Genomic DNA, 13,736 nt, shown 5'->3' on the forward strand with positions numbered 1-13,736 from the left:
CTGGGGAGAAGAGGGAGCAGCACGATTCTCGCTTTAGAGGAGGTGGCGCTCCCGCTAATCAGTCCGCCACGCTGCCCCGGCACGCCCACGCCACCGACGCAAACGACCTTGGCCCATCGGGCTCGCCCGCCTCGTAAGCGGCCCTGACGGCGGCATCGACCGCTTTTCGCTTCGCCGGATCTAGCCCCGCGACATATTTGCCGAGCGGTCCCTCGCCGGCGGCGATCGGCTCCCAGTAGTCCGCGAAGGAGAGGTATTCCATCCGGATCAGCAGCGAGGTTTCCTCGACATCGGCAAGGCCCTGCGCGATGAAGCTCTCCTTCATTTCCCCCGGCCGCATCATCGGCTGGAAACAATATTTGCGGCGCAGGGGCAGCGCGCCCTCATCAAGCATCACCACCGTATCCCACATCATCCGCATGCCGGACATGCCGCCATAATGATCCCAGACGGCTGCTGCGACTGTGCCGCCCGGGCGCACCACACGGCGCATCTCGGATACCGCCTTTCCCGCTTCCGGCACGAAATGCAGCACGAGCAGCGACATCGCCCTGTCGAAGCGGTTATCCTCGAAGGGAAGCGCGCAGGCATCGGCCTGCCGGATCGATACGCGCGGATCGGTGTTGCGCCGCGTTGCCGCCTCGACGAAGACCGGCGAATAGTCGACGGCTGCGATCTCCTGCAGGCCCGGCGTTTCCGCCAGCGTGAACGCCAGACTACCGGTGCCGCAGCCGACATCGAGCACGCGATCGCCGTCTGCAAGACCGACGAAATCGATCAGCATCGGCGCGAGCTTCCTGCTCCACCGCCCCATCAGCCGTTCGTAACCATCCGCACTTTCGACATTGAAACTCGACGGCATCGAAGCCTCCCCTCAAGAACGCTGGTCTGCCGCCAAACAATAAGGTGTCACGGCGACGGTCGCAAGCGGAACAGCCGTGCCAGGCTTAGTCTACATCGTCATCCGTCCGACCGCACAGACGAGAGCGTGCAGTCGGCGGCGGGTGGCCATCGGCCACCCGCGTCTCGAATTGCCCCCCGCTGACGTCAGAGCCGAGCCTCCAGCACCATGTTGAACGGGGTCTCCGTTGCACGCCGCACCTTCGAAAAGCCACCCGCCTTGAGCACCTCAGTCAGCTTTGCCTGGCCGGCCTGCGCGCCGAGGGCGGCACCCACTTCCTGGCCGAGCGAGGCCGGGACGCAGGTGTTGGCCGAGGCGGCATAGAAGACGCGGCCGACGGGGTTGAGGTTTTCGGCCAGGCTGTCGCCCGCCATCGGCTCGACCAGCATCAGCGTGCCTTCCGGCTTCAAGGCCCTGGCGATATGTCTGACGGCGCCGACCGGGTCTCCCATGTCGTGCAACGCGTCGAAGATGGTGACGAGGTCGAAGCCCGCCCCTTCGAAATCCTGCGCCCGGGCGGTTTCGAACCGGACATTGCTCATGCCCTTTGCGTGGCGGCTCGCATGCTCGATCGAATGGGCGTGGAAGTCGAGGCCTGTAAACTGCGACTTCGGAAACGCCCTGGCCATCAGCAGGGTCGACGAGCCGAAGCCACAGCCTATATCGGCGACCTGCGCGCCGCGCTCCAGCTTCTCGACGACACCTTCCATCGACGGAAGCCAGCTCTCGACGAGATTGGCCTTGTAGCCCGGCCGGAAGAAGCGATCGGTGCCGCAGAACATGCAGTTGCACCTATCCGTCCACGACACGCCGCCGCCATGGCGGAAGGCATGGGTGAGCTTGGCGCGATCGGCATAGATGGCGTCGAGGGCGACAAAGCCGCCGATCATGTTGACCGGGCTGTCCTCGACGGCAAAGACCGCCGCCTGTTCAGGCGAAAGCGTAAACCTGCCGGTCGCTGCGTCATAGTCGACAAACCCCGACGCTGCCTGGGCGGCGAGCCATTCCCTCACGTAGCGCTCTTTTGTGTCGGTCGCTTCGGCAAGTTCGATCGATGAGATCGCTCCCCTCTCCGCCATCTTGCGATAAAGACCCAACTCCTCGCCGATGATGACAAGGGCGGAGTTCTGCGCCGCCCCGAGCTCATTGACCATGACGCCGAGCAGCGTCTGCAACTTCTCGATATTCAGTTCCATTGATGCGATACCCTCTCCATCAGGCAGCGACATGCCACCCGTTTCGAAGCGCCTTTTACGTGTTGCTAATGGTTGGCAGCAGAGGCAGGATGGCCGCTATGAAGCCGATAGAGCCACATTCCGCCAATGTGAAGCGCCCCTTGCGGGTTAGCATCGTCGCATTTCCGGAGTGCGACCCCTCGATCATGTACGGCATCTTCGACACGCTGTGGATCGCAGGCGCCAACTGGAAGAGCAGCTCGAACGAGCCGACGAGCGAGGTGATGTTCGCGCCGCGCCTGGTCGCCGCCGAGCCCGGCCCGCTGAGGCTGATAACAGGCGTGACGATCATGCCGCAGGAAACGATCGATGACATCGAAGAGACTGACTACGTCCTCGTTCCGAACGTGCTTGTCGACACGCCAGAAACCATCAGGGCACTCGACCGGCGGCTGCTGAACTGGATTGTCGAGATGCACCAGCGCGGCGCGCGCCTGCTGGCCGCCTGCGGCGGCTCGATCGTGCTGGCCGAGGCGGGGCTGCTGGAAGGGCAGTCGGCAACGACGCACTGGATGTATGCGCCGCTGTTTCGCAGCCAGTTTCCGAATGTGGAGCTTAAGGAAGAGCGCATCCTGGTGCAGGCCGGCGCTGGTCATTCTATCGTCTGCGCCGGCGGCGCATCCTCCTGGCAGGACCTGACGCTCTTTCTCATCGCCCGGCATGCCGGAACGGCGGAAGCCATCCGCATATCGAAGATCTTCCTCTATCAATGGCATCGCGATGGCCAGCTGCCCTACGCCTCGATGATCGCCAATGCCGATCACGGCGACGCCGTGGTGAAGAAATGCCAGGAATATGCCCCCCTGCACTACCAGTCGGCGGATATCGTCGCCGAGCTGCTCAGGCTTTCCGGGCTGCCGAAGCGGTCCTTCGACCGCCGCTTCAGGAAGGCGACGGGTTATTCGCCGCTCGAATATGTCCAGTGGCTCCGGGTCGAGGAAGCCAAGCAGATGCTCGAGATGGAGGATGGACCGATCGAGGAGATCGCGCTCGAAGTCGGCTATTCCGACCTCGCCTCGTTCCGCCGCCTATTCCGCAAGCTGGCAGGCCTGACGCCCGGCGAATATCGCCGCCGCTTCCGGCTGCCCGCCAATGTCGAGGCGGCGCTACAGGCAGTGGCGCCGACGGCGCGTGCCTGAGCACGATGCCTCGCTCGACGACATCGGGAAGCGGACTCGACCGGCCACCTCCACAGAATGTCACCACTCGGTGACCTCGCTGCGACTCATCCGGTCTTGTCGAGCACTCCAGTTGAAGCCCTTCGCTCATTCGGCATAGCTGTGCCGCCTTTGGTTAACTGGCCATCAGACGGCTGAACGCCACGGGAACCGGCGGCAGCGACGATTTCGCGATCGTCTCACGCTAGCTCTCGCGCCCCTCACACCTCTTTCAGCACCACTTTGCTGTCGAGGCTTCCGATCAAAGTCGCGCTCGCCCGGTTGAGGCCTGCGACCTCCACGGCAATGCCGTGCGCCCTGAACCGATGCACGACCTTGTCGAGTGCGGCAACGGCGGTGATGTCCCAGAAATGCGCTGCGGACACGTCGATCTGCACGGACTTGCCCACCGCGTCCTGAACGTCGAAGGCTTCGACGAAGACGTCGGCGGAGGCAAAAAACACCTGGCCGGACACGCGATAGATCAGCCGCCCGGCGGCTTGATCGGGCGCCACATCAACACGCAGCAGACGGGCGACCTTGAAGGTAAAGAACACGCCGCTGAGCAGCACGCCGACCGTTACCCCGAGCGCCAGGTTGGCGGTGAAGACGGTGACGAGGACGGTCGCCACCATGACGGCACTCGACATCCTGGGATGGATGATGACAGCTCGAAGCGACGACCAGTCGAACGTATCGATCGACACCATGACCATGATCGCCACCAGCGCGGCGACCGGAACCTCGGAGACCCACGGCTTCAGCAGCACCATCAGGACCAGCAGGAAGGCACCGGCAAACAGCGTCGAGAGCCGGCCGCGCCCGCCATACTTCACATTGCTCACCGTCTGGCCGATCATGCCGCAACCGGCGATGCCGCCGAACAGGCTCGCGGCCGCGTTGGCAAGGCCAAGACCGGTGCATTCGCGGTTCTTCGAACTCGGCGTATCTGTGAGATCATCGACGACGCTTGCCGTCATCATCGATTCCAGCAGTCCTACCATGGCGATGGCAAGGGCGGGTCCGGCGATGATCCGAAGCGTTTCGAGCGTCAGCGGCACGGCCGGCCAGCCGAAGACGGGTAGCGAATCCGGCAGCTTGCCGAGGTCGGCGACGGTGAGAATCGGAAGCCCAAGTGCCGTCGAGGCGACAGTCAGGATCAGGACGCAGATCAGCGGCGACGGGATCGCCGTGGTGATGCGGGGCGTGAGATAGATGATGACAAGCCCGGCGATCAGCACGGCATATTCCATCCAGCCGGCGCCGATAATATGCGGCATCTGCGCGGCAAAGATCAGAATGGCGAGTGCATTGACGAAGCCGGTGCGGACGGATTTCGACACGAAGCGCATCAGCACGCCGAGCCGCAGCAGGCCGAACACGATCTGCATCAGCCCCGCCAGCAGCCCGGCCGCAAAGAGATAGGGCAAGCCGTGAGCATGCACCAGCGGCGCCGCCACCAGCGCCACCGATCCGGCGGCGGCCGAAATCATCGCCGGGCGTCCGCCGGTAAACGCAATGACGATGCCGATGACGAAAGAGGCGAACAGACCAACCTCGGGATCAACCCCCGCCACGAAGGAAAAGGCGATCACCTCGGGAATCAGGGCGAAGGTCGCCACCGCTCCGGCAAGCATTTCGCGCATGGGATTGGCGGACCAATCGCGACGGATGGAGGAAAGCAGCATCTTGAAGTCTCGCAAAGCATGGCCGGACCCGCTCTGTCGAGTGGTCGCGTGATGGCATGCAGGTTTTGCGTTGTCTGGCGGATCGGCGGCCAGAAGAGCCACCCGGGATCTCACCGGGTCCGTGGTGAATGCCTGCGGTATAGCCGATCTCTACTGCAGCGCAACATTCAATTGCGAAGGACGAAGGCGAAAACGCACGCGCCGTCCGCCTCTCGCCGGACGGCTGCTCACCCCTTCGCTTTGGCGCTGAGGAACCGAAGTCCTCACTGCCAGAGGAAGTCCGGCCCCGTGCTCTGTGAGGTAAGCTTCAGCGTCCCGTCCGGCTGGACGACATAGGTCTCGAACACACGGTAACCGAAATCGCCAAGAAAGGTATTCTTGACCACCGTTCCCGGACGATAGGGCGAACGGAGAACCTTTCCACCATAGGTGAGGCTGCCGGGAAGAGGCTGCGGATCCCCTGCGCTGGCGCAGGCCGAGAGAGCGAAAAGAACGGCAAGGAGCGCGTGTTTCATCCAGACTTCTCCTCGGGCAGGCGCAGCGGCCTGAGCGACGTCGATTTCCTTCTTATAACACGCAGCCTTGATGCTGTTCAGAACGCAACCTTGCTGCTGTCGAAGTCTTTGCGTCGGGCCTCCGCCCGCGAGAGCGCGCCGGCGATCCTCTCGTCGGTGAAGGGCTTGGAGATCACATCGAGCGCGCCTTCGATACCGTGACCGACATTCTCGGGACTGCCGGTCACGAAGATGACGTCAACTCCATGGCGGTCGATCAGCCGACGCGCCAATTGTGCGCCGCTCAGCCCATCGGAGAGACTGAGATCGACGAGTGCGACATCGCTTCTTTGAGCGTGGGCGAGTGCCTGCTCCACCGTCGAAACCGGCCCGATGGTCTGGTGTCCGGCCTCTTGCGCAATACGCTCGAGTTCCAGAGCGATAAAATTCTCATCTTCGACGATCATCACCTTCATGGATAAGCCTCCTCATAGACGGCCTGTCAGGCGCACTGCGGGTAGCGGCTACAACGCAACCGTCCCCGGAATGTTTCCACTTTGAGAAGAATATATTGGCGACCGACGGGCAGCGCCGCGTTATCGGTCCCGCTACCGGTCCTTGTGGAGGAACCAGCCGATGGCGAGGTCGCTCCGGCCTGTGCCGCAGCGGTCGTGACCGCGACATTACTCCGCCCGGGCAAACAACGCCCGATCCCGGGCGCGGATTGGGTCGGTCCAGTCGCGTTCGAACCAGGGCGTGCCGCCGGGCTGAGGCGGGCGTTTGAGTTCCAGCGGACGGGCCGGGCCGCCGCTCGCTCCGGAGGCGACGCGGAAGATGTAGTGGTCGTACATCCTCAGCGCCTCGATCATGTAGCTGGTCGCAACCCTCCGGTCGCGCACGAGGACGAGGTTTTCGCCGTTCTCGTCATCGGCGGGGTTCGAGAAATTGTAGGAGCCGAGATAGACCCGCGCCGTCGGCTTGTCGAAATCGAGCACGAGGAATTTATGGTGCATGCGCGTGCCGCGCTGGTTGCCGTCGACGCCTGACAGGCCTGAGGGTTCCGTCAGGAAGGGCGGCGGCACGTTGCCCGTCAAGGCGGCCGCCCGCACCACCCTGCGGCGATTGTCCGGCGTCAGCACGTTGAGGCCGAGATTGCCGGCGCGCACCTCGGCATCGGCGATGCCCATGACATGCATCTCGGGGCGTTCGAGCGCGCGGCCGAGCGCCGGACCGATCGCTCCCCTGGTCATCTGGCCGAGGAAAGCGAGCGAGAACAGCACGCTGGAATGGGCGGTATCGATATCGGCGCCGATCTCGTCGAGCCGGCCATTGGCATCGCTGTGCGGCGAGAAAGCGACCTTGGCGTCGACGCCGTCAAGGCCGAGATCGATCCAGCCGGCGGAACTTGGCGAGTCGCGGAAGTCTTCGGCGCGTTTGGCGGTGAAATAACTCTCGAAGGCGGTGAAATAATCGTCGATCGCCTTTTCGCTGTGGACGGCAAGGCTGTTGTTCGACTGCACATAGAGCCCGCGCCAGCTGAGGTTGGTCGAGCCGTAAAGCACGGTCGAAATGCCGCTGCCGCGGACCGCAATGGACTTCTGGTGCTGGAGGTTGGCCATGTGCTGGCGCTTGACATTGGCAACACCCGCCGAGGCGATCAGCCGCTCCGCCGCCCTCGTCTCCGGCGAATTCGGGCGGCCATGGCCCTTGGTGCGGTCGCTGTCGTCGATGATGATCTTGAGTTTCGGCCCCAGCGCCTCCAGCCGGGTGACCACCTCGGGCAGGTTGAGATCATAGGCGATGACGCGCACCTCGGCGCCGGCAGCGTGCGCCCTGTCGAGCAGATCGAGCGTTTCGGCCCGCGCCTCGAAGCCCATCCAGGCGAGCGCCCGCGCGGCATCGGCATGCGTCGGCACGAAGTCCAGCCCCTCATCGCCAACAGGCGGCACCAGCGTGATGATCGTCGGCGCGTCGGGGGCAAAATTGCGCACGAAGGCCTGCGACGAGACGAAGCCGCGGGTGAAGGCGACGTTGAGCTTGCCCGGAATGGTCTCGCGCATCAGCGCCAGTTCCGCCTCCTGCGCCTCGCCCGCCGTCAGCGCGCCCGCCGCATCCATGAACTTCGGCGTGACGCGATAGAGAAACTTGCCGGGCAGATCGGCATTGAAGGGAAAATGCACCCAGCGGAATTTTTGGATCGGCGCCTCTGTCGTGCGGATGCCGTCGACTGGAACCGGCTGGCCGGGAAAGCCGATACGGTTGCGCACCGTCTTGAAGAAGTCCGTACTCGGCTCACGATATTGGATGGCGAAGCCGACGAAATCGATCGGCGGCCGGCCATTCTTCCAATCCATGCCGAGCAGCACCATGCCGTCGCCGCGATGGATGGTCAGCGCAAAAAGCGCAGCCGCATTCCTGCCGGTCACACGAAAATCCGTATCCATGCCCGCCTCCCCTGGAAATCGGGCGAAATCTAGCATGGTTCCGTGACAGTAAGGAGATATGTCGGTGAAATTCTGCGCGCAGAAGGTGCAGGGAGGCGAAGCTACGACGCAAGCGCGTTCTGGGACACTGCCGCGTCGCCAGCCGTCAATCATTGACCCGATTGTCGACGACCGCCAGTTCGCCAGACTTTCAGACGGACCGCCGTACCCTCCTGCCCCGGCGGGACGGAGGATACGGCCGGACCGAACCTACGGTTTCTCGTTTGCGCTCTCGGCCCTGAACGCCGCCTCGCCGGCGTCGGAGACCTCGACCCATTTCTTGTCGGGCTCGGCGTCCGGCACGTAGCTGTCGTGCCAGTTCCACCACTTGTAGGTCGGGGTCTGCGGATAGCCTTCGGGCGAATCCTCCCAGACTTCCTGGCGACCGAGCGGCGTGATGTCGAGGTAGTTCCAGGTGCCGCCCATCTGCTCGTCGCCGCGGTTGTTGATGAAGTAGGTGCGGAAGATGCGATCGCCGTCGCGGTAGAAGACATTGGTGCCGTGCCACTCGTCGACGCCGAAGTCCTTGTCGAAACTGTCGGTGATCGTCACCCACGGCATCGTCCAACCCATCCGCGCCTTCAGCCGTGCAATGTCGGCCTGCGGCGCGCGGGAGGCGAAGACCAGTGTCGTGTCGCGGGCGTTGAGATGGGCGACATGGGCAACCTGATCGGCCACCATCGAGCAACCGCGGCAGGCATGTTCGGGCCAGCCGAACACGCCGGGCTCGTAGAAGGCGCGGTAGAGGATGAGCTGGTGTCTGCCTTCGAACAGGTCGAGCAGGCTGACCTTGCCCTGAGGCCCTTCGAACGCATAGGCCTTCTCCACCGCCATCCACGGCATGCGCCGGCGCTCGGCAGCGAGCGCGTCGCGGGCGCGGGTCTCAGCCTTTTCCTTCACGAGCAGTTGCGCGCGGGCCGCCTCCCAGGCCTGCGGCGACACGACCGGCGGTTTGTGCATGGCTTGTCCGCTTTTTCCATTCTCGGCTGAAGCAGTCATGGCTTTCAATCTCCTCATTGGGGCGAATTCGCGGGGCTTGGACGCCCGGTTCATCGCGCATTGGTCTGAGATAGTTTCGCATCGGAAATCGAACAGGGGGAGTAACAAGTGTGACCGTATTCTTTGGAACCGTCGGTCGCAGCCTTGGCGCGCGAGTGGTGTTGGCCGGGAGCGCGTCCATTAGCGCAATCTTGTTTACGAATTGCACACGTGCTAAAACGCGACAAAACGGCGCATACGAACCCTGATCAAACTGAGATCGTGCCCGTGAATATTTTTATCGCGACTGTTGCTACGCTTGTCATTGGCGCCCTCCCGGCATGGGCAGGTCCTTTGCATCAGGCGGCCAAGGACGGCGATATCGCCCGCGTCACACAGTTGCTGGACCAGGGCTCCGATCTGTCGGAGCTCGATGAGGCGGGCGAACCGGCGCTGATTATCGCGTCATTGGCGGGCCATGCCGATGTCGTCGTTCTTTTGCTGGATCGCGGCGGCGACATCGAAATTCGCAACAAGGGCGGGCTGACAGCACTGCATGCAGCAGCCTATGCAGGAAATCTGGAGGTGGTGAAACGGCTTGTCGCCGAGGGAGCTGATGTCAACGACAGGAAGAATTTCTATCAGATGTCGCCGCTGCACGGCGCCGCCGAAGAGGGCCGCACCGACGTGGTCGCTTTTCTGCTGACGAAGAGTGCGGATGTCGAAGCGACGGAAAGAAACGGGTACACGCCTCTCACTCAAGCCGGGTGGCGGGCGCATTGGGACACGGCCAAATTACTCATGGAAGCCGGTGCTGTTTGCCAGAAAGCCGAGCTTGTGGGCGAACCGCTCTACAAGGAATGCACCAAACGGCAATAGCATTTCGGTTCAGGTACAGACCGCGTCCGGGAAAGGAGCTTGTTATGTCTTATCATGTGCAAAAATGCGGAACGCGGATGGGCGTGGCTGTTGGCGCTGCGGTGATGTTGCTTTCCTTCCTTCAGCCTGCGGGGGCCGAGGAACTCGTCAATACCGGCTATTTTGGCGATGTCGCGATCAAGGGCTACGACCCGGTCGCCTATTTCACTGAAAACCAGGCCGTCGAAGGATCCGAGACATATTCCCACCACTGGCTTGGCGCGACTTGGTATTTCGCCAGCGCTAAAAATCGCGACCTCTTTAAGGGCGATCCATCCAAATATGCGCCGCAATATGGCGGCTATTGCGCTGACGGCGTGTCTTTCGGGACGGTGACCACCAATATCGATCCGAAAGCTTGGCGGATCATCGATGGCAAACTGTACCTGAGCTATGATCCCGGGGCAGCCGAAGGCATGGAGAAAAATCCGACCAAGGTGACCGACTCGAAGAAGCATTGGTCCGAAGTTCAGCAGACGCTGATTTCGGAGAAGATGCATACCGTCTGGCAGCAACCGGATACGAAATGAAGCCGCAACGCCCACCCGTCAGGGTGTGGGTGAAAAGAAGGTCAAGGCGCGCGGCGTGACATGGACGTATGGCCTGTCGCGCTGTTCACCTGACGTGTTGCGGTAAACATATCCGCACACCATCCTGTCTAGGAAATAGCCGTCGAATTTTTCGCAGAGACTGTCGCCTCGCACCTCGACGATACCGGTGATGTTGGTATTCGCGCTGCGATAGGCAGTGTTTCCGGCCTTGTCAAAATATTGGGTGAAATCCGTGCCGTTTTTGTGCTTGCCGGTCCAGCTCTTGCCATCGACAAGATTGCGCAGGTCTGCCTCGCCCAGCCTGTCGGCTTGACTGCCTGTAAAGCCGAAGGGCCATTCGGGAATGCCGGCCTTTCGCAATGCGGCCAGATGGCGCTGCAGATCGCCGTCCCGCCAGTAATCATAGAGATAGCCGTAATAGGTGAGATTGCTTTCGGGGAAGAGCTCCAGCAGCTTTGCCGTCTCCGCTGCAGCCTTGGTCTCATTGCCCTGGTCGGCATAGGCGGCCGCCAGGTATTCGCGTGCCGGCTCGACCTTCGGCAGGCTGTCGAGCGTCGGCTCTATCAGCGAGATCGCGCGCTGATCATCGCCCGCGGTATAAAAGACGATCCCCGCCAGCAGTTGAAAGCTCGACGCCGGCGAAGGGTCGAGTCGCAAAGCCTTTTCCATCTCCGTGATCGCCTGCCCGCTGCTTCCGGTATGGACCAGAATGAGAGCGAGGTTGGCGGCGGCCTCAGCATCGTTCGGCTCCATCGCAACCGCCATGTTGGCGGAATTTTTGGCCTCCGTCTCGCGTCCATCCACCCATTGCAGCAGGGCAAGCACCGTGTGCGCCCTGGCATTGTTGGGATCGAGCTTCAGGGCTTGCCCAGCGGCGTCATAGGCGATCTTGCGGGCGACGGCGGCCGACCAGAGGTAATTATAGTCGTTGCGCCAGACATCGACGGCCACGCGCGCGATTCCCGCATGGGCATTGGCAAAGCCGGGATCGAGATCGATCGCTTTCTGGTAAAAGGAGAGCGTCCGGCGATAAGTGTCGACATCCCTCAAGATGAAGCCTTCCTGCTCGGCCCGCATGTAATAATCATAGGCTTCGAGATTTTCGGTCGGGATTCGGGCCAGTTGGTCGCGCTCGCGGGCGCTGAGCTTGACCGACAGGGCCGAGATGATCTTGCCGATCACATCGTCCTGCACCGCAAAGAGGTCGGCATACTGGCGGTCGTAGCGCTCGGCCCAGAGCGACAGGCCGGTGACCGCATCGATCAGTTTGACATTGATCCGCAGACGCGGCCCGGCCCGCTGCAGGGTTCCTTCGAGCACATATTTGACGCCGAGTTCGGCGGCCACGTCCTGGATCTTGCCGACGGAGTCCCGGATGGCGAAGACCGAGTGGCGGGCGATGACGAAGAGACCCGATACTTTGGACAACTCGGTGATCAGATCGTCCGTCAACCCCTCTGCGAGATGGTCGTGCTCGGTGTCGCCGCTGACATTGATGAAGGGCAGAACCGCGACGGAGGGCCTGTCCGGCAGAGGATAGGCGAAACGTTCGCCAGGCCCCGGTGGTTTTGCCGGCATCCATGGCTGCCACCAGAGTGCTGCGCCCGCGAACGCGAGGATAACGGCCGCGGCTACGCCCGCAACCAGGTGACGTCTCGGCAGGCGCCTGCGGGTCTTGAGGGTTTTGCCGGCGGCAGTCGGATCAAGCAGGACGCGGTAGACCCGGATCGGTTCGGTGATGCTCTTCAATCGCTGTTCGCCGAGCGAAGCAAAACCGACCGGGACTTTCGATTTCACCTGGTCGTATGTCGTGCCCGATATGGCGATGCCGCCCGGTTCGGCCAGCGCCTGTATTCGATCGGCGATATTGACGCCGTCGCCCTGGATGTCTTCGCCCTCGACGATGATATCGCCGAGATTGATGCCGATCCGGAACTCGAGCCGATGCTCCGGCAGCGCCGCGGCACTCTGCGTGGCTTTCAGCTGCTGGACCTCCACCGCGCAGCGCAAGGCATCGACGACACTCTGAAATTCGACCAGCAGACCATCGCCCATGGTTTTGACCAGCCGGCCATGGTGACGCGTGATCGCCGGCTCGAAGACATCGTTCTGGTCCGCCTGAAAACGCGCACGGGTGCCCTCTTCGTCGATCTGGCTCAATCGACTGTAACCGACGACATCGGCGATCAGGATTGCTGCAAGACGGCGCTCCATCCCCGGTCTTTCCTGGAGAGCGAATGTATTATTAACAATATCCTACAGTATGTCCCAGCGCGATGCTATCGTCGGGCGAGGCGATATTCAACTTAGTGGCGACGTGTCCCAGAAGAATGGGGCCGGACGAAATAGTTCGAGCCATCGTCGCACTCGACGGTCGGCAGAGTTGCCAAAAGCAGGCAAGTATCGGAAGCTCATTTTTTGCTATCAGGCGATGGATTGCGAGATATGACGACAGCCTCCTCTACGGAGCCAACCAGGCACGGCAGCGCCCGGATCTGCCGCGGCTGCTGGGACCAGATGCACATGCCGATCCCGATCGGCGGCCCGCTCGCCTTACCCTTCCGCGCCTTAGGCATCACCCGCAGCAAGATGAATCCCGATATCTGCACGATCTGCGAACGCTCCTTCCAATATGTCAAGAAGCAGCGCCAGATCACCGTCGACGCCACCATCCTGTTTGCCGATATCAGGGGCTTCACGGATCTGTCGGAGCGCATCGAGGCTGTACAGCTGAGCGAGATCGTCAGCCTGTTCCAGGATCGCTGCGCGCAGGCGATCTGGGCGCATGACGGCATCGTCAACAAGCAGATGGGCGACGGCCTGATGGCTATCTTCAACTTCCCGATCGTCCGAAAGGATCACGCCGGCGCCGCTATCCTGGCCGCGCAGGAGATCCAGCAAAACTGCGCCGCAGCGCTGAACGGTCTGGCGCTCGAGGCATTGCCCGGCCGCACCCTCGGCGTCGGCGTCGGCATCCATTCCGGTGAGGTCCAGATCGGCGAATTCTCAAGCTTTCGCAGCGATTTCACCGCCATCGGCGGCGTCGTCAATCAGGCCGCAAGGCTGGAATCCCAGGCCGCCGCCGGCGAGATCCTGATCTCGGCCGAAACGGCGGCGAAGGCTGCTGATCTCGCCGCAGGCGCCGAAACTCGCATGCTTGTGCTCAAGGGCATCGAGCAGCCGGTGCAGGCACGGGTGCTGGCCAAGCGCTAAGCTGCCAACTGCGCTGCCAACCTCTTCCAAGCGTCTATACTGCCCTCAACGTGGCAGCCGCTGTTTCTCACGCTTTGATTGCCGACGCATCAAATTGCAAGCCAGTTAATCTTCCGGA

The 13,736-nt window shown here is 62.4% G+C and carries 12 protein-coding genes and 1 other annotated feature; of the genes, 4 read left to right on the forward strand and 8 right to left on the reverse strand.

Features of this window, described 5'->3' with window-relative positions; genetic code table 11:
• Nucleotides 1-58: 58 nt before the first annotated feature.
• Nucleotides 59-862, reverse strand: coding sequence for a class I SAM-dependent methyltransferase (locus tag BS630_RS18280; protein WP_077978510.1), 804 nt, complete (start codon nt 860-862; stop codon nt 59-61).
• 185 nt (nt 863-1,047) lie between these two features.
• Nucleotides 1,048-2,097: a class I SAM-dependent methyltransferase gene (locus BS630_RS18285; protein ID WP_077978511.1), complete on the reverse strand. Its 1,050-nt coding sequence runs from the start codon at nt 2,095-2,097 to the stop codon at nt 1,048-1,050.
• Nucleotides 2,098-2,195: 98 nt separating this feature from the next.
• Between BS630_RS18285 and BS630_RS18290 the strand changes: the two genes are divergently transcribed.
• A complete protein-coding gene (locus BS630_RS18290; protein ID WP_077978512.1) occupies nt 2,196-3,275 on the forward strand; it encodes a GlxA family transcriptional regulator in 1,080 nt (359 codons plus the stop codon).
• A 239-nt stretch (nt 3,276-3,514) separates the two neighbouring features.
• Here the strand turns inward: BS630_RS18290 and BS630_RS18295 are convergent, their stop codons facing one another.
• From BS630_RS18295 to BS630_RS18315, 5 genes are all read right to left on the reverse strand, one after another.
• Entirely contained in the window at nt 3,515-4,981 is a 1,467-nt protein-coding gene (locus BS630_RS18295; protein ID WP_077978513.1) for a SulP family inorganic anion transporter, read from the reverse strand.
• Between the two features lie 68 nt (nt 4,982-5,049).
• Nucleotides 5,050-5,105: a sequence feature (sul1 is cis-regulatory element that is thought to sense ions involved in sulfur or methionine metabolism; They are found in Alphaproteobacteria), on the reverse strand.
• Between the two features lie 139 nt (nt 5,106-5,244).
• Nucleotides 5,245-5,496: a hypothetical protein gene (locus BS630_RS18300; protein WP_011652465.1), complete on the reverse strand. Its 252-nt coding sequence runs from the start codon at nt 5,494-5,496 to the stop codon at nt 5,245-5,247.
• 77 nt (nt 5,497-5,573) lie between these two features.
• Nucleotides 5,574-5,951, reverse strand: coding sequence for a response regulator (locus BS630_RS18305; RefSeq protein WP_025395010.1), 378 nt, complete (start codon nt 5,949-5,951; stop codon nt 5,574-5,576).
• Between the two features lie 207 nt (nt 5,952-6,158).
• Nucleotides 6,159-7,919: a phospholipase D-like domain-containing protein gene (locus BS630_RS18310; protein ID WP_077978514.1), complete on the reverse strand. Its 1,761-nt coding sequence runs from the start codon at nt 7,917-7,919 to the stop codon at nt 6,159-6,161.
• A 249-nt stretch (nt 7,920-8,168) separates the two neighbouring features.
• Nucleotides 8,169-8,957: a DUF899 domain-containing protein gene (locus tag BS630_RS18315; RefSeq protein ID WP_077978515.1), complete on the reverse strand. Its 789-nt coding sequence runs from the start codon at nt 8,955-8,957 to the stop codon at nt 8,169-8,171.
• A gap of 210 nt (nt 8,958-9,167) precedes the next feature.
• Between BS630_RS18315 and BS630_RS18320 the strand changes: the two genes are divergently transcribed.
• Both BS630_RS18320 and BS630_RS18325 read left to right on the forward strand, forming a co-directional pair.
• Complete coding sequence (locus tag BS630_RS18320) at nt 9,168-9,815, forward strand: ankyrin repeat domain-containing protein (RefSeq protein ID WP_077978516.1); 648 nt, start codon at nt 9,168-9,170, stop codon at nt 9,813-9,815.
• Nucleotides 9,816-9,892: 77 nt separating this feature from the next.
• Complete coding sequence (locus BS630_RS18325; protein WP_077978517.1) at nt 9,893-10,384, forward strand: YHS domain-containing (seleno)protein; 492 nt, start codon at nt 9,893-9,895, stop codon at nt 10,382-10,384.
• A gap of 18 nt (nt 10,385-10,402) precedes the next feature.
• Here BS630_RS18325 and BS630_RS18330 read toward each other — a convergent pair whose 3' ends face one another.
• On the reverse strand, nt 10,403-12,619 hold the full coding sequence (locus BS630_RS18330; protein ID WP_077978518.1) for an adenylate/guanylate cyclase domain-containing protein: 2,217 nt from the start codon (nt 12,617-12,619) through the stop codon (nt 10,403-10,405).
• Between the two features lie 231 nt (nt 12,620-12,850).
• On the opposite strand from BS630_RS18330, the gene BS630_RS18335 reads away from it, so the two are divergent.
• Nucleotides 12,851-13,618 (forward strand): adenylate/guanylate cyclase domain-containing protein, encoded by a 768-nt coding sequence (locus tag BS630_RS18335; protein ID WP_077978519.1) that lies wholly within the window; start codon nt 12,851-12,853, stop codon nt 13,616-13,618.
• Nucleotides 13,619-13,736: the final 118 nt, after the last annotated feature.

It is taken from the genome of Rhizobium laguerreae, from assembly GCF_002008165.1.
Lineage (GTDB): Bacteria > Pseudomonadota > Alphaproteobacteria > Rhizobiales > Rhizobiaceae > Rhizobium > Rhizobium laguerreae.